This is a genomic window from Rathayibacter sp. AY2B3 (genome assembly GCF_002931755.1).
Classification (GTDB): Bacteria; Actinomycetota; Actinomycetes; order Actinomycetales; family Microbacteriaceae; genus Rathayibacter.
The window spans coordinates 46,116-70,457 of sequence record NZ_PSUG01000014.1 but is presented as its reverse complement, the minus strand read 5'-3'; the positions used below and the strand labels follow the sequence as shown (position 1 = coordinate 70,457).

The window sequence follows — 24,342 nt, the reverse complement described above, 5'->3', positions numbered from 1 at the left end:
CGGGATCGGCCCCTTCGCACGACGGGCGACGTCTCTACTCGATCAGGTCGCCGTTCAGGTCCGAGATGTCGTTCGGATTGGCCGGAGCCTTGCCCGTGCTCACCTGCAGGGGGATCACCCCGCCGGCGACCGCCGTCTCCTCCGCGCTCGGCGTCGTCGACACGACGGAGCCCTCCGGGATCGTCGAGGAGTCGACCGACTCGTGCATCCCGACGACGAAACCGGCGGCCGTGAGGATCGCCGTGGCGCTCTCGACCGTCTCGCCCGTGACGTCGGGGACCTCGGAGTTCGCCGCCGATCGAGGCGAGTACGCGAGCATCGAGGCCGGCGGCGCCGTGAAGTCGTCGCCGCCGTACTTCTCGTCGAGCGCCGTCATGATCGGCTTCCAGATGGCGTGCCGGGCGTTGGAGGCGCGGATGGTGCCCTTCTCGCCCGTCAGGCTGATGAAGCGCAGGTTCTGCTTGGTGTTGTCGGCGAAGCCGTTGATGCTGCCGACCCAGACCGCGAGGGAGGCGGCCTTGCTGGCGCCCGCCGTCCACACGTCTGCGGCCTCGTCGGTGGTGCCCGTCTTGCCGATGTGCTCGATGCCGTCGAAGGGGTTCGAGGCGTAGGCCGTTCCGGAGGTCATCACCCGCTGCATCGCGTACTGCATCCCTCGGGCGACCTCGGGCGACACGGAGGGGGTGCACGCCGACGCCGGGGCGGCGACGGCGTTGCCCTCGCTGTCGGTGATCCGGTCGATGACGATCGCCGAGCAGGTCGTGCCGTCGTTCGCGATCCCCGCGTAGGCGTTGGCGACCGTCAGGGGCGCGATCTCGTTCGTCCCGAGGACCGAGGCCGGTCCGTTCGCGAGCTCGCGGCCGTCGGCGCGGTGCATCCCGAACGACTCGGCGGTGGTGCGGATGTCGCAGAGGTCGAGCTGCTGCGCCATGCCCATGAAGCCGGTGTTGATCGAGTTCGTGGTCGCGCCGAGCGCGCTCATCGAGCTCGCGTCCTCCGACGGGTCGTCGTTGCGCGGGGAGAACTTGCCGTAGTAGCCGCCGTCGCCCGCGACGTTGCACTTCTGGGGGTAGGAGCTGAAGCCGGAGGTGGGGGAGGCGAACGACTCGTTGACGGTGTGCCCCGCCTTCAGCCACTGCGCCAGCGTGAACACCTTGTAGGTGGATCCGGTCTGCACGCCGGAGCCGCCGCCCATGTCGAGGTCGACGTTGAGGTTGATCGCGCTGTAGCCGGGGTTCGCGGCGAGGAACTGCTCGTCCTGGCTGTACTGCGTGTTCTGCACCATGGAGAGCACGCGGCCCGTCTTCGCCTCGACGGAGGCGGCCGTCGCGCCGACCTGGAAGCGCGGGTCGACGGAGGGGATGTAGGCGTTGAGCGCCGCCTGCGAGACCTGCTGGATGTCGAGGTCGAGGGTCGTCACGACGTCGAAGCCGCCCTGGCGGATGCGCTGGTAGCGCTCGTCGTCGGTCGCCCCGAAGACGGAGTCGTTGCGGAGGACGTTCAGCACGTAGTCGCAGAAGTACGCGGCGTTTCCGGCGGTGGTGCAGCCGGTCGAGGGCTCCGTGATGCTCGGGGTGATCGGCTCGGCGACGGCGGCGTCGTGCGCGGCCTGGTCGATCCGGCCGTGCTTGAGCTCCTCCGAGAGGATGTAGTCGCGGCGCTCCTTGGTGGCGGCGTAGCCGTTGGCGGCGCCGTTCGCCTCGTCGCCCGGGTTGTCGAAGCGGAACTTCGCCGGGTTGTTCACGATCGCCAGCAGCGCGGCCGCCTGCGAGGTCGAGAGCTGGCTCGCCGGGATGCCGTAGTAGTAGTTCGCCGCGGCCTCGATGCCGTAGACGGTGCCTCCGAAGAGGGCGATGTTCAGGTAGCCGAGCAGGATGTCGTCCTTCGACGCCTCCTTCTCGAGGCCGATCGCGAGCCGCATCTCCTTGAGCTTGCGCTCGGGGGTCGGATCCGTCGCCTCCTGGTAGGCCTTGTCGCGCGCGGCCTCGTCGGTGATCGACTCCGCCTTCTGCACCAGGACGTTCTTGACGTACTGCTGCGTGATCGACGACCCGCCCTGCAGGTCGTCGCCCGTCAGCGTGACGGCGATGGCCCGGAGCGTGCCCTGCAGGTCGATGCCGCCGTGCTCGTAGAAGCGCGGGTCCTCGCCGGCGACGGCGGCGTCCTTCGCGGACTGCGCGACGTCGTCCCAGCCGACCTCGACGCGGTTCTGGTCGTAGACGGAGGCGAGGAGGGTCGTCCCGTCGCTCGCGTAGACGTTGGTGCGCTGCATCAGCTGGCCCACGTCGAGGTAGCCCGGCAGGTTCTGGAACATGCCGATCGTGTTGCTCGTCGCCAGGCCCGTCAGCGCGAGGGCCGGGGTGACGCCGACGGTGATCAGGACGCCCGCCACGGCGCTCATCCCGATGAACCCCATGACCGCCCGCAGCGACATCCCGAGCGGCCGGACGGAGCGGCGGGATGCAGTGGGAAGTGCCATGGAGCGGTCGTCCTTTCGACGCGGCGCGGGGCCGCGGAGATCCGGGGGAGGGTGGCGAGAAGCCTCGCGAGCAGTCGCGCGATCCCCCGAGTTCATGGTACGTGACGCATGCGGCCGGGGTGCGTCCTCCTGCGGGTGGAGATGCGGAGCTGGCGGGCGATGCGCAGGAGCGGGCGCGTCCGGGTGCTGACCTCGGGTCGATGCATCCGTATCGTGGGGGGAGCGCCGCTCCGAGGGGCGCCGCAGCACCCGTTCCACCCACCGCTCCGGGGCCCCGGGCGGCAGGCCCCGGCAGAAAGCGCACACCATGGCACGCATCCACGACGACGTGACCCAGCTCGTCGGCAGGACCCCTCTCGTCCGCATCAACCGGCTGGAGGGGGCCGACCAGGCGACGGTCCTCGCCAAGCTCGAGTTCTACAACCCCGCGAACAGCGTGAAGGACCGCATCGGCGTCGCCATCGTCGACGCGGCAGAGGCCTCCGGCGAGCTGCTCCCCGGCGGGACGATCGTCGAGGGCACGAGCGGCAACACCGGCATCGCGCTCGCGATGGTGGGCGCCGCCCGCGGCTACACGGTCGTCCTCACGATGCCCGAGACGATGTCCGTCGAGCGCCGGGTCCTCCTCCGCGCCTACGGAGCCGAGATCGTGCTCACCCCCGGCAGCGAGGGGATGCGCGGAGCGGTCGAGCGCGCCCGCGCGATCGTCGACGAGACCCCCGGCGCGGTCCTCGCCCGCCAGTTCGAGAACGCCGCCAACCCCGAGGTGCACCGCCGCACCACCGCGGAGGAGGTCTGGGAGGACACCGACGGCGAGGTCGACGTCTTCGTGGCCGGCATCGGCACCGGCGGCACCATCACCGGAGTCGGCCAGGTGCTCAAGGAGCGCAAGCCCGGCGTGCAGATCATCGGAGTGGAGCCGATCGACTCCCCGCTCCTCACCCAGGGCACCGCCGGCCCGCACAAGATCCAGGGCATCGGCGCCAACTTCGTCCCCGCGATCCTCGACCGCGAGGTCTACGACGAGATCATCGACGTGACGCTCGACGACTCCGTGCGGGTGGCCCGCGAGATGGCCTCTCAGGAGGGCATCCTCGGCGGCATCTCCTCCGGCTCGATCATGTGGGCCGCGCTCGAGGTCGCGAAGCGCCCCGAGAACGCGGGGAAGACCGTCGTGGCCATCGTCTGCGACTTCGGCGAGCGGTACATCTCGACCGTCCTGTACGAGGACCTCCGCAGCTGAGCGCCTCGAGACGAGGCGGGACGCCACGCTCCGGCCGCGACGGCCGGCCGGAGCGCCGAGTCCCCTCCGGACCCGAGCGTCCCGGACTCCTCACCCTGCTCCGCGAGGACGTGCGCACCGCCCGGGAGCGCGACCCCGCCGCCCGGAGCGCGGCGGAGGTCGTCCTCTCCTACCCGGGAGTGCACGCGGTCTGGGTGCACCGCGTCGCGCACGCCTGGTGGCGGCGCGGCCTCCGCCTGCCCGCCCGGCTGCTCAGCCAGGCGGCGCGCGCGGCGACCGGAGTGGAGATCCATCCCGGTGCGACCATCGGCCGGCGCCTGTTCATCGACCACGGCATGGGCGTCGTCATCGGCGAGACCGCGCGGATCGGCGACGACTGCATGCTGTACCACTCCGTCACGCTGGGCGGGAGGTCGGCCCGGCGCGAGCGGCGGCACCCCACGCTCGGCGACCGGGTGGTCGTCGGTGCCGGCGCCGTCGTCCTGGGCCCGCTCGTGCTCGGGTCCGACGTCAGCGTGGGCGCGAACGCCGTCGTGGTGAAGGACGCGCCCGACGGAGCGGTGCTCGTCGGCATCCCGGCCCGCGATCTGCGCGATCAGGGCGGGGAGGAGGACCCGCTCGCCGGGTCCGGCCGCTCCGTCTGACCGGCGGGACGCCTCTCACCGGCGACGCTCAGTCGTCGCCCCGGGGCGTGATGTCGCGCGGGGCGCTCTTGATCTGCGCGAAGGCGTCCAGCGCGTGCGCCCGCGTCTCCTTGAGGTCGACGAGAGGCGCCGGATAGCCGTCCGCGCCTCCGGTCAGCGTGTCCTCGAGCGTCCACGGCTCGTGCACGGCCGCGCCCTCGACGCCGCCCAGCTCGGGCACGTTGTGGCGGATGTACTCGCCGGCCGGGTCGAACTTCTTCGACTGCGTGACCGGGTTGAACACCCGGAAGAACGGTGAGGCATCGGCTCCGGAGCCCGCGACCCACTGCCAGTTCGCGGCGTTGCTCGCCGGGTCCGCGTCGACCAGGGTGTCCCAGAACCACTCCTCGCCCACCCGCCAGTCGACCAGCAGGTTCTTGATCAGGAACGACGCGGTCACCATCCGGACCCGGTTGTGCATGTAGCCGGTGCTCCAGAGCTCACGCATGCCGGCGTCCACCAGCGGGTATCCGGTGCGGCCCTGGTGCCACGCGTCGATCGCCTGCTGGCCGGGGCGCCCCCACGGGAAGGAGTCGAAGCGGGTGTCGAAGTTCGCGGTCGCCAGATCCGGCCAGTGGAACAGCAGGTGGTAGCAGAACTCGCGCCAGAGCACCTCGGAGAGGAACCGGTCGCTGCCGTCGCCGCGGTGCAGGCCCTTCGCGTGCGCCTCCTCCAGGGCGTGCCACACCTGGAAGGGGCTGATCTCGCCCCACCGCAGGTGCGGCGAGAGGTTCGAGGTCGCGTCCTCCGCGGGCCGGTCGCGGCCGTCGGCGTAGTCGTCGAGCTGCTCCGCGAGGAACGCGCGCAGCCGGTCGGCCGCCGCCTTCTCTCCGGGGACCCAGCGCTCGCGCAGCCCTCCCGCCCAGTCGGGACGCGTGGGCAGCAGCTCCCAGTCGTCGAGGGAGTCGGAGGCGATGTCTCCCGTGACGCCGTCGAGCGAGCGGGGGCGGGGGAGTGGCGCGCGCGGCGTCGGCTTCGCACGGCAGGCGCGGGCGAAGGGCGTGTAGACGGAGTAGGGGCCGCCGGCGCCGGTCTGCACGGTCCACGGCTCGAACATCAGCGAGCCCTGGTGGCTCTCGGCCTCGAGGCCGCGGTCGCGGAGCGACTCCTTCACCGCCGCGTCGACGGTGCGCTCGGCCCTCCCGTAGCGGCGGTTCCAGTGCACGGCCCCGGCGCCGATCTCCTCGGCGAGCTGGAGGACGACGGCCTCGGCCGGTCCGCGGCGCAGGATCAGCGGGGCGCCGTGGTCGCGCAGGTCGGCGGCGAGGGCCGCGAGGCTGCCGTGCAGCCACCAGCGGGAGGCGCCCCCGAGCGGACGGATGCCCGCCGACTCCTCGTCGAGCACGTAGCAGACCGCGACGGGACCGCCACGGTCGATCGCGGCGCGCAGGGCGGGGTTGTCGGCCAGGCGCAGGTCGTCGCGGAGCCAGACGAGGGTGGGGGAGGTGTCACTCATGGTGACCCCCATGATCCGGGAGTCCCGCGCCCCGGCGAAGACCTGGCCGGTCGCTGCGGCCCGTGCTAGCGGGGACGGATCAGGAGGAGGCGATGCCGTCGCGGAGCTTGTCGCAGAGTGCGGTCAGCTGCTTCAGCTCGTCCTCGTCGAGGACGCCGCCGACCTGCTCCGAGATGGTCGTCATGTGGGTGAGCGCGACGCGGCGGAAGAGCGCGTAGCCCTCGTCGGTGATCGCGATGATCGTGCCGCGGGCGTCCGCCGGGTCCTCGCTCTTCTCGACGCAGCCGCGGGCGGCGAGCCGGTCGATCAGTCTGCTGACGCTGGGCTGCGTCAGGAGGACGTGCCGGTTCAGGTCGCGCAGCCGTGCGCGCCGGCCGGGCTGCCGGGTGAGATTGAAGAGCACGTCGTACTCGTTCATCGAGATCTCCCGCGAGGGGAACTCGGTGCTCAGGGCTCGCATCACCTGGACCTGGGCGCGGAAGAGCGACTCCCAGGCGGCGACGGCCTCTCTCGACCCCACTGGTCCTCCTTCTCGGCGATCAGGAAGCGGCTCCCTGACATCCAGACGCCGCACAGCCTACGCCGGGGTGCTGGGAGGGGGGGAGTCGGAGGAGCAGGGGCGGGGGAACGACAGAAGGCCGGCCGCTGAGGCGAGCGGCCGGCCTTCGTTCCCTTGCACCAAGAGTGTCCTGCAATCACTTCTCGCGCTTCCCGCCACAGCAAACGGTCGACGCACTTGAACTATATAACGACCTGGTAACGGCGCAACCCTCTCTTTCCTGAATCCTCCCTGAGCTCTCCCCGTCCCGTCCGCCGCCGCGCCCGCCAGCGCTCCGATGGCTCTCTCCCGGCCCAGGACGCCCCGTCTGCACCCCTCCGACCTCCATCCCGGACTGCAGCCCATCCCGGACCGTCCGCGAACACGAGGAGCACCTCCTGCCCTCGTCCCCCGCCGACGCACCCCGGCCCCGTCATCCAGCCCCGCGAGGCGTGACCCGTCCCGGCACGGCTCCGACCATGCATCGGGCCGTCGAGCAGCCCTCCCCGTTCGAAGGGCGGTCACGCACATCCCCGAGGGCTGAGAGGACTTCCCGCCCTCGAGGCGAACGCGGGAAACGCGTGCCAGCGTTTCCTGCTAGCCGGACGCGACCCGCTCTGCGGAACGCTCCCGCAGGTGGAAGCCGACCGCGGTGAGGAGAGCGCAAGCGCTCTCCTCACAGATCAGAACAGATCCGGCGACGGCGTCGACGCGTAGCGGATGGCGACGTCGGCGTGGCGGTCGAAGCGGTAGCCGACTCCGCGGACGGTGCGCACGATCTCCTCGTAGCGGCCGAGCTTGGCGCGGAGGCGGCGGACGTGGACGTCGATGGTGCGCTCGTTCGGCGCGTCGTCGTCCGCGGCGCCCCAGAGCGAGGCGATGAGCTCGGCGCGCTCGATGGTGCGGCCCTCGCGGAGCACGAGGTACTGGAGGAGCTCGAACTCCTTGTAGGTGAGGGCGGCGGTCTCGTCGTCGAGGATGACGCGCTTGCGGGAGATGTCGATGACGACGCCGCCGGGTGCGCGGTCGAGGTCGGGCTCGGCGTCGGAGCGGCGCTTGGCGACGGCGGCCGGGTCCTGCAGCGCGAGGCGGACCACGTCCACATCGCGGCCGCCGGCGCCCTGCGGGGCGAGGGCGACGGAGGCGTAGGTCTCGGCGTCGGGGGCGAGCTGCGCCGTGACTCGCTTGAGCTCCTCGACCAGGCGGCCGAGGTCGACTCCGGCGGCGCGGGCCTTGGCCTCGTCGATGCCGACGTAGAGGGCGAAGCCGCGGGCCTCGGTGCCCTGCGGGACGGCGCGGAGGCGGGGCGCTGCGGGCGCGACGTCGGCGACGGGCTGGAGGCGGGGCTCCTCGGTCGCGGTGGCGGCGGCCGGGACGGTACGGGTGTGGAGGAGGGTCATGACGAGTCCTTGGCTGGTCGGATCCGGGACGAGTGTCCGAGGGAGCGGATCCGGGTGTGCGATCGAGCCGGCCCGCGGTACGCGGTGGCGGCAGAGACGGATGCGGGGCATCCAGGGGATCGTCCGCGCCTCGGACGCTCAGCCGATCGTGATCAGCGGGCGGAGGCGGTGCGGGGATCCGGCGAGGTCAGTTCCTCATGCACACATTCGACAGCACATGACGGGGCCACCGGCCATCATCATGCCGGCATTCCCGAAGGCCTCGAGGGAGGTCAGGGCGTGCAGGGTGTCAGTCATGTCCGTCAGTAAAGCGGAGGCCGGTGCGGTGCGTCAACACTTCCGTGGGGATGGACGGCGCGTCGGGGGTGGTTCCGGAGCCCGGGAGGAGGTGCGAGCCGGGACGGGGGTCTCGAGACGCCCGTTGCGCGGGCCGCTCGATCACCAGGGGGAGCGGCGCCGGCTGGGCGCGGCGGCGGATCCCGACGCTCGGCCGAGCCGGCCGACCGACACGGCTCAGCGGAGCGCTCCGTTCCGGGGCCCGACGCGAGGCCCGCCCGTCCGGGGGCCGGCGGGCTCAGCCCGCGAGGCCGTAGAGGCGGTCGCCCGCGTCGCCGAGGCCGGGGACGATGTAGCCGAGCTCGTTGAGCTTCTCGTCGAGGGAGCCGAGGACGATGGTCACGTCGCGGTCGCCGAAGGCCTTCTCGACGGCGGCCAGGCCCTCGGGGGCGGCGAGCAGGCAGACGGCGGTGACGTCGACCGCTCCCCGGTCGAAGAGGAACTGGATGGCCGCGACGAGCGAGCCGCCGGTCGCGAGCATCGGGTCGAGGACGAAGCACTGCCGGTTCGACAGGTCGTCGGGGAGGCGCTCCGCGTACGTGGTCGGCTCGAGCGTCTCCTCGTTGCGCGCCATGCCCAGGAAGCCGACCTCGGCGGTCGGGATGAGCTTGACCATGCCCTCGAGCATCCCGAGACCGGCCCGGAGGATCGGGACGACCAGCGGCTGCGGGTCGCTGAGCGCGAGGCCGGTGGTCTGCGTCACGGGGGTCTCGATGGTGACGGTGCGGGTGCGGACGCCGCGAGTGGCCTCGTAGGCGAGGAGCGTCATCAGCTCCTCGGCGAGCTGCCGGAAGGTGGGGGAGGGGGTGCGCTTGTCACGCAGCACGGTGAGCTTGTGGGTGATCAGCGGGTGGTCGGCTACGTGGACGCGCATAAGCTCAATCTACTGGCCGCAGCGGCGCCCCACCGGCCGCAGCGGGCCGCCGCAGGAGGGGGAGCGATGCGCGACAGTGATCTCCGTATCCCCCGCCGCTCCGAGGAGTGGATGGGCCTGGCGCTCGACGAGGCGCGTCGGGCCACGGGCTGGGGCGACGTCCCTGTGGGTGCGGTGGTCGTCGACTCCGAGGGCGAGGTGCTCGGGCTCGGGCGCAACGAGCGCGAGCTGCGGCGGGATCCGACGGCGCACGCCGAGGTGGTCGCGATCCGCGCGGCGGCCGAGGCCCGCGGCGACTGGCATCTCGAGGGCTGCACGCTGGTGGTCACGCTCGAGCCGTGCGTGCTCTGCGCCGGGGCGATCCTGGCGGCGCGGATCGACCGCGTCGTCTTCGGCGCGTGGGACGAGAAGGCGGGCGCCTCAGGATCGGTGCACGACCTCCTCCGCGACCGCCGGCACAACCACGTGGTCGAGGTGTACCCCGGGGTCCGCGCCGCGGAGAGCTCGCGGCTCCTGCTCGACTTCTTCCTCGACCGCCGCTGACGCCGACCGCCGTCGACCCCTCAGCTCGGAGCGCCCAGCCACTCCGTCAGCGCGAGCCGCGTCGCCGCGTGCATCCGCTCGAAGCGCTCCGCCGCGACGTCGGCGTCGAGCACGGCGGCGTCGTAGCCCGCCGCTCCTGCCCATTCCCCGTCGCCCTCGAGCCAGTGCGCGGCCATCGTTCCGGTCAGCTCGGGGTGGAACTGCACGCCGAGGAGCCAGTCCTCCACCGCGAACGCCTGCACCTCGCCGACCGGCGACGACGCCAGCAGCGCCGCTCCGCTCGGCAGCGCGAAGGTGTCGCCGTGCCACTGCATGACGTCGACGCCGGCGAGGTGCCGGAGCGGGGAGCGGGCGCCCTCCTCCGTGAGCACGACCGGGCGGAAGCCGACCTCGCGGGCCGATCCGGGACGGACGGACTCGCCCAGGGCGGCCGCGATCAGCTGCGCTCCGAAGCAGACGCCGAGCGTGGGACGACGGTGGTGCATCCGGTCCTGCAGGAGCGCGATCTCGGGGCTGATGAAGGGGTGCCGCGAGGTCTCGTAGACGCCGGCGCTGGAGCCGAGCGTGACGACGAGGTCGGGAGCGAGGATGTCGATCGCGTCGAGGTCCGTCCCCGCGACGGCGTCGACGGCGAATCCGCGCTCGGTCAGCACCGGCTCGAGCGCGCCGAGCCCGGCACCGCGCTCGTTGACGATCGCCAGGGCCCGGCGCATCTCAGGCGCTCCCGTGCGGCGAGGCCGGCGGGGAGGCGGCGGGCGCAGCGGCGGCGGGCGGAGCGCTCCCCGCGGCTGCCCCTCCCGCCTCCGTCACGACCGGACGGGACGCCGCCGATCCCGCGCGTCCGCGGTCGACGTCGGGCTCGAGGTAGATCGTGGTGGCGGCGGGAACGGCCTCGCGGATCCGCTGCTCGGCTGCGTCGATCCCGGCGGCCACGTGCTCGAGGGTCTCGGCGGCCGGGAAGGCGAGCTTCGCGGCCACGAGGATCTCGTCCGGTCCGAGGTAGAGGGTGCGCATGTGGATGACGCGCTCGACGTCGCGCCCTGCCTCGAGAGCGGCGCGGATCGAGGCGGCGTCGGCGGGAGTCGCCCCCTCGCCGACCAGCAGGCTCTTCGTCTCGACGCCCAGGACGACCGCCACCACGATCAGCAGGGTGCCGATCATGATCGTGCCGATCGCGTCGTAGACCGAGTCGCCGGTGATCACGGTCAGCCCGACTCCGAGCAGCGCGAACGTCAGGCCTGTGAGCGCGGCGACGTCCTCGAGGAGCACCACGGGCAGCTCCGGCGCCTTCGCCCGGCGGATGAACTGGAACCACGACTGCGAGCCGCGGACCCGGTTCGACTCCTTCACTCCGGTGCGCAGCGAGTAGCCCTCGAGGCAGATCGAGATCACGAGGACCAGGATCGGCAGCCAGGCGTTCTCGAGCTCGTGCGGCTCGGCGATCTTCTCGATGCCCTCGTAGAGCGAGAAGACGCCGCCGACGGAGAACAGGATGATCGACACCACGAAGGCGTAGACGTAGCGCTCGCGCCCGTAGCCGAAGGGGTGCTCCTCGTCGGCGGCCTTCCGCGACTTGCGGCCGCCGAGCAGCAGGAGCAGCTGATTGCCGGAGTCGGCGAGCGAGTGCACGCCCTCGGCGAGCATGGAGGCGGATCCGGAGAAGAACCAGGCGACGAACTTCGTCAGGGCGATGCCGAGGTTGGCCGCGAGCGCCGCGATGATCGCGGTGCCGCCTCCGGATGCGCTCACGTGGTCTCCTCGGGCTCGCCGCTGGATGGTCGGGCCATCCTACGAGGCCCCGGACCGGCCCCGGACCCCCTTGCCGCGGGCTCTTCGTAGGATGAGCGGCGTGACCGATGCGCCCGTCCTGCTCCCGTCCATCGCCGTCCTCGGCCTCGGCTCGATGGGAGGCGCGATCCTCCAGGGCCTGCTGGCTCCCGGCGTGCGCGTCGAGGGGGGCGTGCGGGTGACCAACCGCGACTCCGCGAAGGCCGCCGCGTGGGACGGGCACCCGGTGGTGACCGCCTTCGCCACCGCGGACGACCCGGAGGCCAACCGGCGCGCGGTCGAGGGCGCGGCGGTCGTGCTCGTGGCCGTCAAGCCGCACATGGTGCCGGACCTGCTCGACGAGATCGCCGACGCGCTCGCCCCGGGCGCGGTCGTCGTCTCCGTCGCCGCCGGCGTGACCTCGGCCACGTTCGAGCGGCACCTGCCCGCGTCGGTCGCCGTGCTCCGCTCGATGCCGAACACTCCCGCGGTCGTGGGCCGCGCCGTCACCGGCCTCAGCGCCGGCACGCGGTCCGGCGACGAGGACCTGGCGCTCGTGCGCCGCCTGTTCGAGACGGTCGGCGAGGTGGTCGAGGTGCCGGAGTCGCAGCTCGACGCGCTCTCGACGATCTCCGGCTCGGGGCCCGCCTACGTGTTCCTGCTGATCGAGGAGCTCATCGCGGCCGCTGTCGCGAAGGGCTTCACTCCGGAGCAGGCGTCGACGATGGTGGTCGGCACGTTCCGCGGCGCGGCGGAGCTGCTCGCCCACTCCGGCGAGGAGCCCGCGGAGCTGCGCCGCCGGGTCACCAGCCCGAAAGGCACCACCGAGCGGGCCGTCGCGGTCCTCCAGGAGGCCGACCTCGCCGCGCTCTTCACGCGGGCGACCGACGCCGCCCTGGCGCGCGCCCGCGAGCTCGCCGCCTCCTGACCCCGCGGGAGCGAGGGGCGCGGGTCAGGAGCCGAGGGCCGCGAACCGCTCGATGTCGCTGGGTGTGCCGCTGACCACGATGAGGTCGTGGTTCGAGACGACGGTCTGCTCGGTCGCGTAGGTGAAGGGCTTGCCCGGGCTCTTGACGCCGACGACGGTCACGCGGTGCTTGCGGCGCACGCCCGACTCCGTGAGCGTCAGCCCCCGGATCGGCTTGGGCGGGTACATCTTCGCGAGCACGAAATCGTCGTCGAACTCGATGAAGTCGAGCATGCGGCCCGAGACCAGGTGCGCGACGCGCTCGCCCGCCTCCGCCTCGGGGTAGATCACGTGGTTCGCGCCGATCCGCTCGAGGATCTTGCCGTGCGAGCGCGAGATCGCCTTCGCCCAGATCTGCGGGATCTTGAGGTCGACGAGGTTCGCCGTGATCAGCACGGACGCCTCGATCGAGGAGCCGACCGCGACGACGGCGACCTGGAAGTCCTGCGCGCCGATCTGCGCGAGCGCGTCGAGCGAGCGGGCGTCGGCCTGCACCGCGTGGGTGACCCGCTCCGACCACTTCTGCACGAGACCGGCGTCGGCGTCGATGGCGAGCACCTCGCGGTCGAGGCGGTCGAGCTGGCCGGCCGTGGCGGCTCCGAAGCGCCCGAGGCCGATCACCAGCACCGGGGCGTCGTACCTGATGCGGTCAACCAACGATGGGCCTCTCTTCCGGTCGTCTGAACAACTGCCTCCGCTGGCTCGCGGCGAGCGCGGCGGCGAGAGTCACGGTACCAACGCGTCCCATGAACATCGTCAGCGCGAGGATGTAGACCCCGGACGGCGGCAGCTCCGCGGTGAGCCCCGTCGAGAGCCCGGAGGTCGCGAAGGCCGAGATCACGTCGAAGAGCACGTGGTCGAGCGAGGCCTTGGTGATGTGAAGGATCAGGACGCTCGACACGGCGACCGTCGTCGCGCCCCACAGCACGACCGAGACGGCCAGGCGCAGGACGTCGTTCGGGATCCGGCGGCCGAACGCCTCCATGTCGTTGTTGCCGCGGGCCTCGGCGAAGGCGGCCAGGAAGAGGATCGCGAGGGTCGTGACCTTGATCCCGCCGGCCGTGGAGGCCGATCCTCCGCCGATGAACATCAGCATGTCCGTCACGAGCAGGCTCGAGCCGTTCAGGTCGGGGACCGAGATCGTCGAGAAGCCGCCCGACCGCGTCATCGTCGAGAGGAAGAAGGACTGGAAGACGGTGTCCCCCGCATCGAGGCTGCCGAAGGTCCTCGGATTGTCGAACTCCAGCACGATGTAGAGGACGGCCCCGGCGACGAGCAGGACCAGGGAGGTGACCAGCGTCAGCTTCACGTGGACCGACCACTTGCGCGGGCGCCGCCAGCCGCGGGAGAAGGCGTAGATGACGGGGAAGCCGATCGAGCCGAGGAAGACGCCGAGCATCAGGATGCCGAGGAACCAGTAGTCGTCCTCGAACGGGGTGAGGCCTGCGGCGTTCGGAGCGAAGCCGGTGTTCGTGAACGCCATCGCGGAGTAGTAGAAGGAGTGCCAGACGGCCTCGCCGATCGGGATCCCGTCGATCAGCATCCGCGGGAACAGCAGCAGCGCGACGATGATCTCGATCGCGGCGGCGCTGATCGCGACGGTGGCGAGCAGTCCGCCGATCTCGCCCAGGCGCACGGCCTGGCCCTCGGCGACGGGGCCGGAGTGGATCCGCAGCGGGTTCGAGTCGCTGGCGACCATGAGCTTCGCCCGGAGGCCGAGGCGGCGCGAGATCGCCAGGCCCATGATCGAGGCGAGCGTCAGCACCCCCAGAGCGCCGATGTTCACGCCGACGAAGACGATCGAGTGGCCGAACGCCGACCAGTGCGTCGCCATGTCGACCGTCGCGAGGCCGGTCACGCAGATCACCGACATCGCGGTGAAGAAGGCGTCGTGCAGCGGAGTGACGGTGCCCGTGGTGCTCGACACCGGCAGCGAGAACAGCAGGGTGAAGACGAGCACGAGCGCCGAGAAGATGAGGATGGCGAAGCGGGACGGCGAGCGTCCGGCGAAGTCGTCGATGAGGTCGCGGGCCCGCTCGAAACCCGACCAGGGGGAGACGGGCGAGACGCCCACGGGGCTGCGGAACTGCTGCCGAACCACCACGGCGGATCCTCCACTCGATCGCGGCCATGCTACCCGCTCGGTGCCGGGCCCCCGGGGCGCTGACTAGCCTGGGCGCATGGCTGACATCTTCGGGGTGATCGCGGACGGGACCCGCCGGGACATCCTCGCCCTGCTGCTCGAGCAGCGGCGGGACGGCTCGGCCGAGGGCATGAGCGTGTCGCGGATCGTGGCGCGCCTCGAGCTGAGCCAGCCGACCGTCTCCAAGCACCTCAAGGTGCTGCGCGAGACCGGCCTCGTCACGGTGCGCGAGAGCGGACAGCACCGCTTCTACGCGCTCGAGTACGCGCCGCTGGCGGAGGTCGAGGACTGGCTGCTGCCCTTCCTCGCCGAGGACGAGGCGGCCGGCGCCCTGCTCGACGCTCCGACCGCGGCCCGGGCGGAGTCGCTGGGCCGGGCCCTCGCCGAGCGCACCCACCAGGTCAGCACCGTGGTGCAGGACATCCAGCGAGGCGTCAGCGAGGGAGCGACGAAGGTCGCGGAGGCGCTGCGCATCCGCAAGTGAGGGCGCCGAGGAGCCGGAACCGGTGGAGCCCCGGGTCGTGTAAGCTCGCGGGAGCCAGTTTTTCGTAAGCGGCCGCCCGTCGGGCGGTCGACCCCCTGAACGTTGTGAGGTCTTCGTGGGTTCTGTCATCAAGAAGCGTCGCAAGCGTATGGCGAAGAAGAAGCACCGCAAGCTGCTTCGCAAGACTCGCCACCAGCGTCGCAACAAGAAGTAGGCTCGCGCCTCTTCCCACTCGAGCGTCCGCCCTTCCGGGGTCGGGCGCTCGTCTGCGTTCACGGGGCGGTCCCGTCGGCGCTCGCCGTCCCGGCGCCCGTCGCCGCGGCCGCCGTACACTGACCGCATGGTGGACGTGGAGCTGACGCTCGTGGGCAAGCCGGGCTGTCATCTCTGCGACGACGCGCGGACCGTGGTCGAGCAGGTGGTCGCCGATCTGGGCGGCGAGGCGTCGGTCGCCGTCTCGGAGGTGTCGATCCTCGACGATCCGGAGCTGCACGAGCGCTTCGTCGAGGAGATCCCGGTGGTGCTGATCGACGGGCGCGTCCACACCTTCTGGCGGGTCGATCCCGCGCGGCTGCGCCGAGCTCTCCTCGCCCGCGGATGAGCGTCGACCGGGCCGTTCGGATGGATGCACGGCCGAGACGTCCCTCTGACGGGGGACAACACGGCTCGCGATGGCTCGTCTCTCGCCCGTACCCTCGTGAGGGGGGAGTGCGCTCCTCCGTGCGCGGACGCAGATCGTCGCCCGTGGAGGAAGGAACCGCCATGCCGTCATCCCGCCGACTCGCCCTGCCCGCCGCCGCTCTCGCGGCGCTCGTGCTCGGCCTGGCCCTCCCTGGAGCGGCCGTCGCGGCCCCCGCCGCCTCGACGGTCTCGACCACGGTCGAGCAGCCGGCCGCGACGACGGTCCCCGGCGTGCCGGAGGATCCCGAGCAGCCGGGCGACGGCGGCTCCGACCCCGTCCCGGGCGTCCCCGAGGAGCCCTCCGTCCCCGGAGTGCCCGAGGTGCCGGTGGAGCCCGAGCAGCCCGCTCCCGTCGATCCCGCGCCCGTGGACCCCGCGCCGGTCGATCCGGCACCGGTCGACCCGGCACCGGTCGACCCCGCGCCCCAGCAGCCGAGCCAGCCCTCCACCGGCGGCGGATCGACCGGCGGCGGCCAGCAGGGCGGCTCCGGCGGCGGCCAGCCCTCCACCGGCGGCGGATCGTCCTCCGGCGGCACAGGCTCCGGCGGCGGCACCACGGGCGGCACCTCCACGGGCGGAGGAACGTCCGGCGGCACCTCCGGCGGCGGGACCACCTCCGGCACCACCACGTCCGGCACGGCCGGCTCCTCCGGTGCGGGCGCCGTCACTCCGGCGGCGTCGGCCCCCGGACGCACCGAGCTCGGCACCTCGACCGAGGGCGCGAAGCCGGCGGCGGGCACCGCGACCGCCGATGTCTTCCTCACCCGCGAGCTCGCCGTCCAGCCGGAGGCGCTCACCGTCGAGCTCGCCCGCTTCTACGGCGTCGGCTTCTCGTACACCGGCTTCGCGAGCGGCGAGGCCGTCTCGGCGGTCCTCCGCGACCCGAACGGCACCAAGACCCCGCTGACCCTCGAGGCGGGGAGCGGCACCGCCACCGTGCCGACCGCGCTGATCACCAAGTCGGGCGCCTTCACGGTCGACCTCACGGGCGACCAGGGCTCCGCCGCCAAGGTCGTCTTCCGGCTCGCGGCGTCCTCCGGCAACGGCCTCCTGCTCGAGCCGCGCGAGCTCGGCGACGGCAGCACCGAGGCGCCCCGCGGCGCCGTCTGGGGCTTCGACGCCGACGAGGAGGTCGCCGTGGGCGCCTTCGAGACCTCCGGGGCCCGCGCCGACCTGGCCGCCGGCGACGTCGCCGTGCAGTCCGACGCCATCGGCTGGGCCGAGCTGGCACTGGGCGACGCGGTCGTCGCCGACCCCGATCCCTCCGTCTACTGCGTCGTCGCCTTCGGCCGCGAGTCGCACCGCACCGCGGCCGTGACCGTCTCCTACCGCGACAGCGACACCACGGCCGCGCCGTGGGAGGCGCAGCAGGTCTGCGGCACCGCGATCAGCGCCGCACGCACCGCCTTCATCAGCACGGCCGCCTCGGCGGGACCGGCCGGCATCACTCCGACCGCCGCGCTGATGATCGGCGGCGGGGCCGTCGTCGCGTCCCTCGTCGCCTGCGCGGCCGTCCTGGTCGTCATGCGTCGTCGGCGCATGAACACGGACCTCTTCATCGGCGGACCGCTCCCGCGCACGCAGAGCGACTGACCCGTCCCGAGGACGACGGAAGGCCCGCGGGACGCGATCCCGCGGGCCTTCCCTCGTCCTCTGCCGGTGCTCAGCCGGCTGCGGTGAAGCGGAGCAGGATCGTCCGCGCCTCCGGCCGCAGCTGGAAGTCGGGCCACACGTCCGGACCGCACGCGCGCGAGCCCAGGCCGTGCTGGGCGGCGTCGATCACGAGGACCGCGCGCTCCGACTCCGGCAGCTCGTGCGGGTGCGCGGCGGACGTGATCTCCTGCGGCGTGTGCCGCGCCAGGGTGAAGCCGGGGAGGCGCCCGTGCAGGTCGCGCGCGGCCTCGATGCGGAGCCGGGGCGAGCCCGCGTCCATCAGCGTCAGCTCGCGCACGCTGCTGCGGTGACCGCTCTCCTGAGGGCGGGAGTAGGGAGTCGTCAGCCGGTCCATCGCCGCCGTGAAGCGCCCCACCCGCGCGGCCCGGAGGCTGTCGGGGTAGGACTCGAGCGGGCCGGTGCCGAACCACTCCGCGCCGTCGATCGACGCGGGCAGGTCGATCCGGATGCCCAGTCGCGGCCACACGGAGTCCCAGCCCCGGGTCGGCACGAGATCGACGCGGAGGACCGTGCTCTCGCCGTCGACGCTCCAGCGCTCCTCCATCAGGAGTCCTGCGTCGAGGTCCGCGGCCGAGAAGCGGGTCACGCGGCGGAGACCGGCGGAGGCGTCCACCTCCTGCACGCGGCCGACCAGGCGGTCGAGTCCGGCCTCGCGCCAGCGGGCGGCGGAGGAGGGGGCCGGGGTCCCGCGGCCGTCGCCGTCGAAGGGGTCGCCGGCGACGTAGCCGGGGAAGCCCTCGCCCTCGTCGTTGTCGGTCGGGGCGCGCCAGAGCTCGGCGCGCGGTCCGTCGACGGGCAGGCCCGCGAGAGAGGAGAGCCGGCCGTCGCGGAACCGCGCGACTCCGAGCGCACCGCCCTCGAGCGGCGGGGCGGAGCGGACGGCTCGGGTCCATGCGGGCACCGCCGAGGGGGCGGCGAGGAGGTGCTGACCGGTGGAGAGCACGTGGCCCTCCTCCGCCCAGGCGGTCGTGGCGTCGAGGACCGCGTCGACGGTGAGCCAGGTCTCGCCGCCGGGGCGCACCTCGAGCGGAGGGAGCTCCACGTGCACGGCGTCGCCGGCCGCGATCACCGGGGCGTCGAGCACTCCCTCCGCGGTGACCCGCCCGTCCCGCTCGACCCGCCACGCGAAGCGCAGATCGGCGGTGGAGGCGTCGTGCCGGCGGTTCTCGATGACGACGCCGTCGCCGCGGACCGTGAGGCGCACCGGGGCGACGATCTGCTTCCACTCGAACAGGCCCGGGCTGGGCGTGCCGTCGGAGAGCACCATGCCGTCCATCACGAAGTTGCCGTCGTGCACCACCTCGCCGAAGTCGCCGCCGTACGCGTAGTACTCGACGCCGTCCGGCGTGCGCGCCCGCAGGCCGTGGTCGCGCCACTCCCAGACGAAGCCGCCGTGCAGCCGCGGGAAGCGGTCGACGAGGTCCTCGTACTGGTCGATCGCTCCCGGGCCGTTGCCCATCGCGTGCACGTACTCGCAGAGCAGGAAGGGCTTGGAGCGCTGCCGCGCGGACTCGCCGGGGGAGCAGCCGAGCAGCGGAGTGAGCGAGCCGTCGGTGCCGATCCGCTCGGTCTCGGGGATCGAGGAGTACATCCGCGAGTACACGTCGGTGTAGGCGCCGGTGTAGTCGCCCTCGTAGTGGACGGGGCGCTCCGGGTCGCGCCCGTGCACCCAGGCGGACATCGCGGCGAGGTTCGCGCCGGTGCCCGCCTCGTTGCCGAGGGACCAGAGCACGATGCTCGGATGGTTCTTGTCGCGCTCGACGGTCCGCTCGATGCGGTCGAGGTACGCCTCGCGCCACGCGGGGTCGTCGCTGGGGTTGCCGGCCCAGCCGACGCGCTCGAACCCGTGGGTCTCGAGATCGCACTCGAGGACCACCCAGAAGCCGAGCTCGTCGGCGAGGTCGAGCAGACGCGGGTGCGGCGGATAGTGGCTGGTGCGGATGGCGTTCACGTTGAAGCGCTTCATCATCGCGAGGTCCTCGCGGGCGGAGTCCTCGTCGAACGCGCGGCCGCGGTCGGGGTGCGTCTCGTGGCGGTTGACGCCGTGGAAGACGACGCGCTCGCCGTTGACCAGGAAGCGGTCGCCGCGGATCTCGACCGTGCGGAAGCCGAGCCGGAGCGAGACCGTCTCCCCGGCCGAGGCGAGGGTGGCGTCGTAGAGGCGCGGAGCCTCCGCCGACCACGGCTCGACCTCGGGGACCTCGATCGCGGCGATCTCCTCCGCCGAGGCCCAGACCGTCTCGATCCCGAGACCGGGCACGCGCAGCGTCAACGGGAACGCGTCGGCCGCAGCGGTGACCTCCGCCTCGATGCGGCCCGCGCCGGCGGCGAAGGAGGAGCGCAGCCACGCGTCCTCGATCCCGCCGACGGGGCGCGCGAGAAGGTGCACCGACCGGAAGATCCCCGGCAGCCACCACTGGTCCTGGTCCTCCACGTAGCTCGAGGCCGACCACTGGTGCACGCGGACCACGACGAGGTTCTCGCCCGGGCGGACGACACCCGTGACGTCGAACTCCTGCGCGAGCCGGCTGCCGGAGCCGATGCCGATCTCGACGCCGTTGACCCAGACGCGGTAGCGCGACTCGACCCCGTCGAAGCGCAGGACGACCGCCTCGGCGGAGTCCCACTCCTCCGGTACCACGACGGTGCGGCGGTAGTCGCCCGTCGGGTTCGCGTCCGGCACGAACGGCGGCTCGGTCGGGAACGGGAACTGCACGTTCGTGTAGGCCGGCAGTCCGTAGCGCCCGTCGCCCTGCAGCACCCAGTGCGAGGGCACCGGCATCAGGTCCCAGCCGGAGTCGTCGAACGACTCGTCCCCGACGGCGTCCACGCCCTCGCCCTCCGGCAGCACGCCGGCGCCGCCCGGGGTCCCCGGAGCGGCGGGGAGCAGGCGGAAGCGCCACTCCCCGTCCAGCGGGAGCGCCGGGGCGTCGGTGTGCAGCCACGAGCGCGCGGCCCGGCGGCGGCCGGAGCCCGGTCCGGTGTCCGTCAGGTAGTGGGAGGTCGTCGGGGGAGTCGTCACTTCACGGAGCCTTCCGTCAGGCCGCCGCGCCAGAAGCGCTGCAGCACGATCATGGCGATGGCGAGCGGGATGATCGACAGCAGGACGCCGCCGGTCGTCAGCTCGTAGAACTCGGGCAGGCGATCGACCTGTCCGAGCCAGTTGTTCAGTCCCAGTGTGATCGGGAACAGGTTCGTGTCCGAGAGCATCACCAGAGGCAGGAAGTAGTTGTTCCAGATCCCGACCAGCTGGAAGAGGAACACGGTGACCAGCGCGGGCGTCAGGATGCGCAGCCCGAGCGTGTGGAAGATCCGCAGCTCCCCGGCGCCGTCGATGCGCGCCGCCTCGATGATCGCGGTGTCCACCGTCGCCTGAGCGTAGATCCGGCAGAGGAACAGCCCGAAGGGCGAGACGAGCGAGGGGATCAGCACGCTCCAGTAGGTGTTCGCGATGCCCATCTGGCTGAAGAGCAGGAACAGCGGCAGAGCGGTCGCGGTGCCCGGCACCAGGACGCCCGCGAGGATCGTCCCGAACACCAGCCTGCTGCCGCGGAACTCGTACTTGGCCAGCGCGTAGCCGCCCGCTGCGGCGAGGTAGGTCGCGAGCAGGGCGCCCACTCCGGCGTAGAGGACGGAGTTGAGGAACCAGCGGACGAAGATGCCGTCACCGTAGGTCAGCACCTGCGTCAGGTTGTCCCAGAGCGCGAAGGTCGGGGCGAACCAGAAGCCGTAGGTGGCGAAGAGGTCCTCGGTGGTCTTGGTCGCCGCGACGACGACCCAGTACACCGGGATGAGGAAGTAGACCGCCACGACGACGAGGATCGCGGTGACGATGATGGTCGAGGCGCGGTTGCGGCCGGCCGAGCGGTCGGGCCCGCGACCGGCCTTCACGGGGCGGTCGGCGGTGACGACTCCGGTGGTCGTGGTCGGCGGGGTCTCGGTGCGGCTCATGACGACCTCCTGTTCGAGATCGAGAGGAACGTGAAGGAGAGCAGGAACGCGACCAGCGCGATCAGGACGGCCTGGGCGGCGGCGACGTTGTAGTCGTTGTAGGCGAAGGCCGTGGTGTACGCGCTGAGGTTCGGGGTGTACTGGCTGTCGATCGCCGGTGCGACGGTCTTCAGCACCTGCGCCTCCGCGAACAGCTGGAGCGTGCCGATGATCGAGAAGATCGTCGTCAGCACGAGCGCGGGGCGGATGAGCGGCAGCTGGATGCTGCGCGCGACGCGCCAGGTGGAGGCGCCGTCGACCTTCGCGGCCTCGTAGAGCTCGACCGGGATCGCCTTGAGCTGGGCGACGATGATCAGCATGTTGTAGCCGGTGTAGCTCCAGAGCGAGATGTTGGCGATCGACCAGAGCACCGTGTCCGCGCCGAGGAAGTCGGGCTGGAGCCCGACCACGTTCGCCGCGTCGATGAGCGGGCTGAGGCCCGGCACGTAGAGGAACGACCAGAGGATCGTCGCGATCACTCCGGGCACGCCGTAGGGGAGGAAGTAGGCCGCCCGGAAGAACCCCGGGAACCTCGCCGACGCCGACTCGAGCATCAGCGCGAGGACCGTGCAGAGGGCGATCATCACCGGCACCTGGACGACGCCGAAGAGGAACATCCGCCCGATGGAGGCGATGAAGTTGCCGTCCGCGAGGGCCTGGGCGTAGTTGTCGAAGCCCGCGAAGCCGCTGGTCACGCCGGCCTCGCCGAAGAGGCCGGAGCGCGTCACCTTCGTGAAGCTGGAGCCGACGGCGACGACGATCGGAACGATGAACGTGAGGACGAACAGAGCGAGGAAGGGGCCGAGGAGGATCCACGGGGCGCGGGCGACCGCGCGGCTGCGCCGGGGCGCGCCCGGCTTCCGCGTGGCGGCCGCGACCGCGGCGGCGGCGGCGGAGGTCGTGGTGGTCATGCGGAGGCCCTCCTGATGCTCAGGCCCTTGTTCTCGAAGACCGTGATGATCTGCTGCTCGGCCTCGGCGACCGCGTCCACGAGCGAGAGCCCGGACGCCTTCTTCCGGAAGCCGTCGCTGAGGATGTTGAAGGACTGCTGCGTGACGGGCCACCAGGACCAGTCGGGGTTCTGCTCCTTCGACGCGGGCACGAGGACGTCCTCGTTGTAGTTCTGCCCGCTGAAGAAGTCGCTCGGACCCTTGCGGGCCGTGCCGATCTCGCCGACCGCGGGCGACCAGCCGATGCCGCTGTTGGCGATCATCGCGTCGATGCCCTCCTGCGTGGTGGTCATCCAGACGGCGAACTCGATCGCCTCCTCCGGGTGCTTGCTGCTCGAGAACACCGCCGCGGTCGATCCGCCGAGGAAGCTCGAGCCGAAGCCGGTGCCGCCCCAGACGGGCATGGGAGCCGCGCGCCACTTGCCCGCGCCTCCGCTGACCCCCTCGATCAGGGCGTCGCCCCAGCTGCCGGTGGCGCAGGAGGCGATGCCGCCCTTCGCCGCGGCCGCGAACCACGCGGGGGAGTAGGCGCCGTAGCCGGTCTGCACCAGGTCCTGGTCGATGGCCGTGTCGAAGAAGGAGGCGACGCGCGTCGTGGCGTCGTCGGTCATGTCGATGACCCAGCCGTCCTCCTCCGGGCGCAGCCACTGCGCGCCGGCCTGCGTCGCGAACGCGGCGAAGACCGAGGCGTCGGCGAGCGGGAAGCAGTCGATGTAGGAGCCGGCTCCGCGCAGCTCCGTCGCCACTGCGGCCCAGTCGTCCCAGGTCGTCGGCGGCTCCGCGCCCACCTTCCCGAACACCTCGGGCTGGTAGAAGAGCGCCATCGGGCCGCTGTCCTGCGGGATCCCGTAGACGCCGCCGGTGTAGCTGACCTGGCCCCAGAGGGTGGGGTCGTACAGGTCCCGGTACTGCTCGACGCCGTACCGGGTGAGGTCCACGAGGCCGTTGACGAGCATGAACTCGGGGACGGAGCGGATCTCGACCTGGCCGAGGTCGGGCCCGCCGCCCGCGGCGAGGGCCGAGTAGAGCTTCTGGTACCCGCCCGCGTTGCCGCCGGGGATCCAGACGGCCTCGACCTGGATCTCGGGGTGCGAGGCGTTCCAGACGTCGCACACCTTCTGCAGGTCCTTTAGCCAGCCCCAGTACTGCAGGCGGACCGGGCCGGTGGCCGGGGCGATCGTCGGCGCCGTGTTGACCGAGACGGTGCCCGGTGTCGCGCAGGCCGTCAGGCTCCCGAGTGCCGCGGTGCCGAGACCGGCGGCGATGAGCTGTCTCCGGGTGAACGGATGCATCTTCCCTCACTTCGTCGTGGTGGAGAGCCGGGGAGTCTCACCCGGCGATGACCGGGACGCTACCACGAATTCGAGTAGGTACTCGAAATTGGCGCCACTGCTCCTCCGCCGCCGCTACGCTGGCCGTTCGAGGGCACGGCGAGGCGCCCTCATCGCTGAGGAGGGGTCGATGGCGGAGGCGACGAGGCGACGCGGCCCGTACGCGAAGTCGGCCGAGCGCCGCCGCGCCATCATCGAGGCCGCCCACCAGGTCTTCGCCGCGCGGGGCTACGCCCGCGGCTCCCTCCAGGAGGTCGCCGACCGCGTCGGGCTGAGCCAGACGAGCCTCCTGCACTACTTCCCGTCGAAGACCGACCTGCTCTTCGCGGTCCTCGAGCACCGCGATCTGATCACGGGGGACGGCTCCTCGCCGCCCGACCCGGAGGAGGGGCTGGTCGCCGGCGTCCTGCGGCAGACCCGCTACAACGAGACGGCGCCGGGAGTGATCGAGCTGTACGCCGTGCTCTGCGGCGAGTCGACGACGCAGGAGCACCCGGGGCGCGACTTCTTCGCCGCGCGGTTCCGTCGGCTCCGGAGCGAGTACGCGGCCGAGCTGCGCGAGCTCCAGGCCGCCGGGCGCCTGCGCGCGGGGTCGGATCCGGAGCGGGTGGCGGCGTCGATCATCGCGCTCTGGGACGGCGTGCAGCTGCAGTGGCTGCTCGAGCGCGACGCGGTGGACATGGTGGCCTGCCTGGCCGACTACCTCGACCTCGTGGTGCTGCCGGCTCCCTAGCGGGTGACGCGAGGGAACCCCGGCCCGTCGAGGGAACCTGCTGCTGCTGGCGGCCTCGACGGTCCGGGGT

General features: G+C 72.2%; 22 protein-coding genes. 9 read left to right on the top strand and 13 right to left on the bottom strand.

The features are described from left to right. Window positions 1-34: 34 nt before the first annotated feature. Window positions 35-2,479 (bottom strand): penicillin-binding protein, encoded by a 2,445-nt coding sequence (locus C5C24_RS06660; RefSeq protein ID WP_181110026.1) that lies wholly within the window; start codon window positions 2,477-2,479, stop codon window positions 35-37. Window positions 2,480-2,786: 307 nt separating this feature from the next. On the opposite strand from C5C24_RS06660, the gene cysK reads away from it, so the two are divergent. Both cysK and epsC read left to right on the top strand, forming a co-directional pair. Beyond that, a complete protein-coding gene (cysK, locus tag C5C24_RS06655) occupies window positions 2,787-3,722 on the top strand; it encodes a cysteine synthase A (RefSeq protein ID WP_104281009.1) in 936 nt (311 codons plus the stop codon). 110 nt (window positions 3,723-3,832) lie between these two features. Then, the gene (gene epsC / locus C5C24_RS06650) at window positions 3,833-4,366 is read left to right on the top strand and encodes a serine O-acetyltransferase EpsC (RefSeq protein WP_374953938.1); all 534 of its coding nucleotides are present in this window, start codon (window positions 3,833-3,835) and stop codon (window positions 4,364-4,366) included. A gap of 28 nt (window positions 4,367-4,394) precedes the next feature. Here epsC and C5C24_RS06645 read toward each other — a convergent pair whose 3' ends face one another. The 4 genes from C5C24_RS06645 to upp all read right to left on the bottom strand — a co-directional run bounded on the left by C5C24_RS06645 (window position 4,395) and on the right by upp (window position 9,009). After that, the gene (locus tag C5C24_RS06645; protein ID WP_104276665.1) at window positions 4,395-5,861 is read right to left on the bottom strand and encodes a deoxyribodipyrimidine photo-lyase; all 1,467 of its coding nucleotides are present in this window, start codon (window positions 5,859-5,861) and stop codon (window positions 4,395-4,397) included. Window positions 5,862-5,940: 79 nt separating this feature from the next. After that, window positions 5,941-6,321 carry a MarR family winged helix-turn-helix transcriptional regulator gene (locus tag C5C24_RS06640; RefSeq protein ID WP_104276666.1) on the bottom strand — a complete coding sequence of 127 codons (381 nt, stop codon included), beginning with the start codon at window positions 6,319-6,321 and terminating at the stop codon, window positions 5,941-5,943. A 761-nt stretch (window positions 6,322-7,082) separates the two neighbouring features. Then, on the bottom strand, window positions 7,083-7,799 hold the full coding sequence (locus C5C24_RS06635; protein ID WP_104276636.1) for a winged helix-turn-helix domain-containing protein: 717 nt from the start codon (window positions 7,797-7,799) through the stop codon (window positions 7,083-7,085). 574 nt (window positions 7,800-8,373) lie between these two features. Then, complete coding sequence (upp, locus tag C5C24_RS06630) at window positions 8,374-9,009, bottom strand: uracil phosphoribosyltransferase (protein ID WP_104224850.1); 636 nt, start codon at window positions 9,007-9,009, stop codon at window positions 8,374-8,376. Between the two features lie 66 nt (window positions 9,010-9,075). Between upp and C5C24_RS06625 the strand changes: the two genes are divergently transcribed. Beyond that, window positions 9,076-9,552 carry a nucleoside deaminase gene (locus tag C5C24_RS06625; protein WP_258065071.1) on the top strand — a complete coding sequence of 159 codons (477 nt, stop codon included), beginning with the start codon at window positions 9,076-9,078 and terminating at the stop codon, window positions 9,550-9,552. Window positions 9,553-9,572: 20 nt separating this feature from the next. Here the strand turns inward: C5C24_RS06625 and C5C24_RS06620 are convergent, their stop codons facing one another. Both C5C24_RS06620 and C5C24_RS06615 read right to left on the bottom strand, forming a co-directional pair. Next, window positions 9,573-10,265 (bottom strand): gamma-glutamyl-gamma-aminobutyrate hydrolase family protein, encoded by a 693-nt coding sequence (locus tag C5C24_RS06620; protein ID WP_104276637.1) that lies wholly within the window; start codon window positions 10,263-10,265, stop codon window positions 9,573-9,575. Between the two features lies 1 nt (window position 10,266). Beyond that, window positions 10,267-11,301: a cation diffusion facilitator family transporter gene (locus C5C24_RS06615; protein ID WP_104280980.1), complete on the bottom strand. Its 1,035-nt coding sequence runs from the start codon at window positions 11,299-11,301 to the stop codon at window positions 10,267-10,269. 154 nt (window positions 11,302-11,455) lie between these two features. On the opposite strand from C5C24_RS06615, the gene proC reads away from it, so the two are divergent. After that, window positions 11,456-12,247, top strand: a complete 792-nt coding sequence (gene proC, locus C5C24_RS06610; protein ID WP_374955324.1) for a pyrroline-5-carboxylate reductase — start codon at window positions 11,456-11,458, stop codon at window positions 12,245-12,247. Window positions 12,248-12,271: 24 nt separating this feature from the next. Here the strand turns inward: proC and C5C24_RS06605 are convergent, their stop codons facing one another. Both C5C24_RS06605 and C5C24_RS06600 read right to left on the bottom strand, forming a co-directional pair. Beyond that, window positions 12,272-12,943: a TrkA family potassium uptake protein gene (locus tag C5C24_RS06605; protein ID WP_068255410.1), complete on the bottom strand. Its 672-nt coding sequence runs from the start codon at window positions 12,941-12,943 to the stop codon at window positions 12,272-12,274. After that, complete coding sequence (locus C5C24_RS06600; RefSeq protein WP_258065073.1) at window positions 12,936-14,306, bottom strand: TrkH family potassium uptake protein; 1,371 nt, start codon at window positions 14,304-14,306, stop codon at window positions 12,936-12,938. The genes C5C24_RS06605 and C5C24_RS06600 overlap by 8 nt, the downstream gene beginning before the upstream one ends. A gap of 160 nt (window positions 14,307-14,466) precedes the next feature. On the opposite strand from C5C24_RS06600, the gene C5C24_RS06595 reads away from it, so the two are divergent. From C5C24_RS06595 to C5C24_RS06580, 4 genes are all read left to right on the top strand, one after another. After that, window positions 14,467-14,913 (top strand): helix-turn-helix transcriptional regulator, encoded by a 447-nt coding sequence (locus tag C5C24_RS06595; protein ID WP_104224854.1) that lies wholly within the window; start codon window positions 14,467-14,469, stop codon window positions 14,911-14,913. 115 nt (window positions 14,914-15,028) lie between these two features. Further along, on the top strand, window positions 15,029-15,127 hold the full coding sequence (locus C5C24_RS06590) for a 30S ribosomal protein bS22 (RefSeq protein WP_003792170.1): 99 nt from the start codon (window positions 15,029-15,031) through the stop codon (window positions 15,125-15,127). A gap of 126 nt (window positions 15,128-15,253) precedes the next feature. Continuing rightward, window positions 15,254-15,514 (top strand): glutaredoxin family protein, encoded by a 261-nt coding sequence (locus tag C5C24_RS06585; protein WP_104276640.1) that lies wholly within the window; start codon window positions 15,254-15,256, stop codon window positions 15,512-15,514. Window positions 15,515-15,675: 161 nt separating this feature from the next. After that, window positions 15,676-17,187, top strand: a complete 1,512-nt coding sequence (locus C5C24_RS06580; RefSeq protein ID WP_104280981.1) for a hypothetical protein — start codon at window positions 15,676-15,678, stop codon at window positions 17,185-17,187. A gap of 70 nt (window positions 17,188-17,257) precedes the next feature. Here C5C24_RS06580 and C5C24_RS06575 read toward each other — a convergent pair whose 3' ends face one another. Genes C5C24_RS06575 through C5C24_RS06560 form a run of 4 tightly spaced genes read right to left on the bottom strand, consistent with a single transcriptional unit; the run spans window position 17,258 to window position 23,500 of the window. Beyond that, window positions 17,258-20,290 (bottom strand): glycoside hydrolase family 2 TIM barrel-domain containing protein, encoded by a 3,033-nt coding sequence (locus tag C5C24_RS06575; RefSeq protein WP_219812843.1) that lies wholly within the window; start codon window positions 20,288-20,290, stop codon window positions 17,258-17,260. After that, a complete protein-coding gene (locus C5C24_RS06570) occupies window positions 20,287-21,219 on the bottom strand; it encodes a carbohydrate ABC transporter permease (protein WP_104225919.1) in 933 nt (310 codons plus the stop codon). The genes C5C24_RS06575 and C5C24_RS06570 overlap by 4 nt, the downstream gene beginning before the upstream one ends. Continuing rightward, window positions 21,216-22,169, bottom strand: coding sequence for a carbohydrate ABC transporter permease (locus tag C5C24_RS06565; RefSeq protein ID WP_104304582.1), 954 nt, complete (start codon window positions 22,167-22,169; stop codon window positions 21,216-21,218). Before C5C24_RS06565 ends, C5C24_RS06570 begins: the two co-directional genes overlap by 4 nt. Beyond that, the gene (locus C5C24_RS06560; protein ID WP_104304581.1) at window positions 22,166-23,500 is read right to left on the bottom strand and encodes an ABC transporter substrate-binding protein; all 1,335 of its coding nucleotides are present in this window, start codon (window positions 23,498-23,500) and stop codon (window positions 22,166-22,168) included. Before C5C24_RS06560 ends, C5C24_RS06565 begins: the two co-directional genes overlap by 4 nt. 169 nt (window positions 23,501-23,669) lie before the next feature. Between C5C24_RS06560 and C5C24_RS06555 the strand changes: the two genes are divergently transcribed. Continuing rightward, the gene (locus C5C24_RS06555; protein WP_104304580.1) at window positions 23,670-24,272 is read left to right on the top strand and encodes a TetR/AcrR family transcriptional regulator; all 603 of its coding nucleotides are present in this window, start codon (window positions 23,670-23,672) and stop codon (window positions 24,270-24,272) included. Window positions 24,273-24,342: the final 70 nt, after the last annotated feature.

What these genes read in the sequence shown, in the direction of transcription:
- C5C24_RS06660 (WP_181110026.1), bottom strand. Translation starts at nt 2,479, where the DNA reads ATGGCACTTCCCACTGCATCCCGCCGCTCCGTCCGGCCGCTCGGGATG.
- cysK (WP_104281009.1), top strand. Translation starts at nt 2,787, where the DNA reads ATGGCACGCATCCACGACGACGTGACCCAGCTCGTCGGCAGGACCCCT.
- C5C24_RS06645 (WP_104276665.1), bottom strand. Translation starts at nt 5,861, where the DNA reads ATGAGTGACACCTCCCCCACCCTCGTCTGGCTCCGCGACGACCTGCGC.
- C5C24_RS06640 (WP_104276666.1), bottom strand. Translation starts at nt 6,321, where the DNA reads ATGCGAGCCCTGAGCACCGAGTTCCCCTCGCGGGAGATCTCGATGAAC.
- C5C24_RS06635 (WP_104276636.1), bottom strand. Translation starts at nt 7,799, where the DNA reads ATGACCCTCCTCCACACCCGTACCGTCCCGGCCGCCGCCACCGCGACC.
- upp (WP_104224850.1), bottom strand. Translation starts at nt 9,009, where the DNA reads ATGCGCGTCCACGTAGCCGACCACCCGCTGATCACCCACAAGCTCACC.
- C5C24_RS06625 (WP_258065071.1), top strand. Translation starts at nt 9,076, where the DNA reads ATGCGCGACAGTGATCTCCGTATCCCCCGCCGCTCCGAGGAGTGGATG.
- C5C24_RS06620 (WP_104276637.1), bottom strand. Translation starts at nt 10,265, where the DNA reads ATGCGCCGGGCCCTGGCGATCGTCAACGAGCGCGGTGCCGGGCTCGGC.
- proC (WP_374955324.1), top strand. Translation starts at nt 11,456, where the DNA reads ATGGGAGGCGCGATCCTCCAGGGCCTGCTGGCTCCCGGCGTGCGCGTC.
- C5C24_RS06595 (WP_104224854.1), top strand. Translation starts at nt 14,467, where the DNA reads ATGGCTGACATCTTCGGGGTGATCGCGGACGGGACCCGCCGGGACATC.
- C5C24_RS06585 (WP_104276640.1), top strand. Translation starts at nt 15,254, where the DNA reads ATGGTGGACGTGGAGCTGACGCTCGTGGGCAAGCCGGGCTGTCATCTC.
- C5C24_RS06580 (WP_104280981.1), top strand. Translation starts at nt 15,676, where the DNA reads ATGCCGTCATCCCGCCGACTCGCCCTGCCCGCCGCCGCTCTCGCGGCG.
- C5C24_RS06570 (WP_104225919.1), bottom strand. Translation starts at nt 21,219, where the DNA reads ATGAGCCGCACCGAGACCCCGCCGACCACGACCACCGGAGTCGTCACC.
- C5C24_RS06565 (WP_104304582.1), bottom strand. Translation starts at nt 22,169, where the DNA reads ATGACCACCACGACCTCCGCCGCCGCCGCCGCGGTCGCGGCCGCCACG.
- C5C24_RS06560 (WP_104304581.1), bottom strand. Translation starts at nt 23,500, where the DNA reads ATGCATCCGTTCACCCGGAGACAGCTCATCGCCGCCGGTCTCGGCACC.
- C5C24_RS06555 (WP_104304580.1), top strand. Translation starts at nt 23,670, where the DNA reads ATGGCGGAGGCGACGAGGCGACGCGGCCCGTACGCGAAGTCGGCCGAG.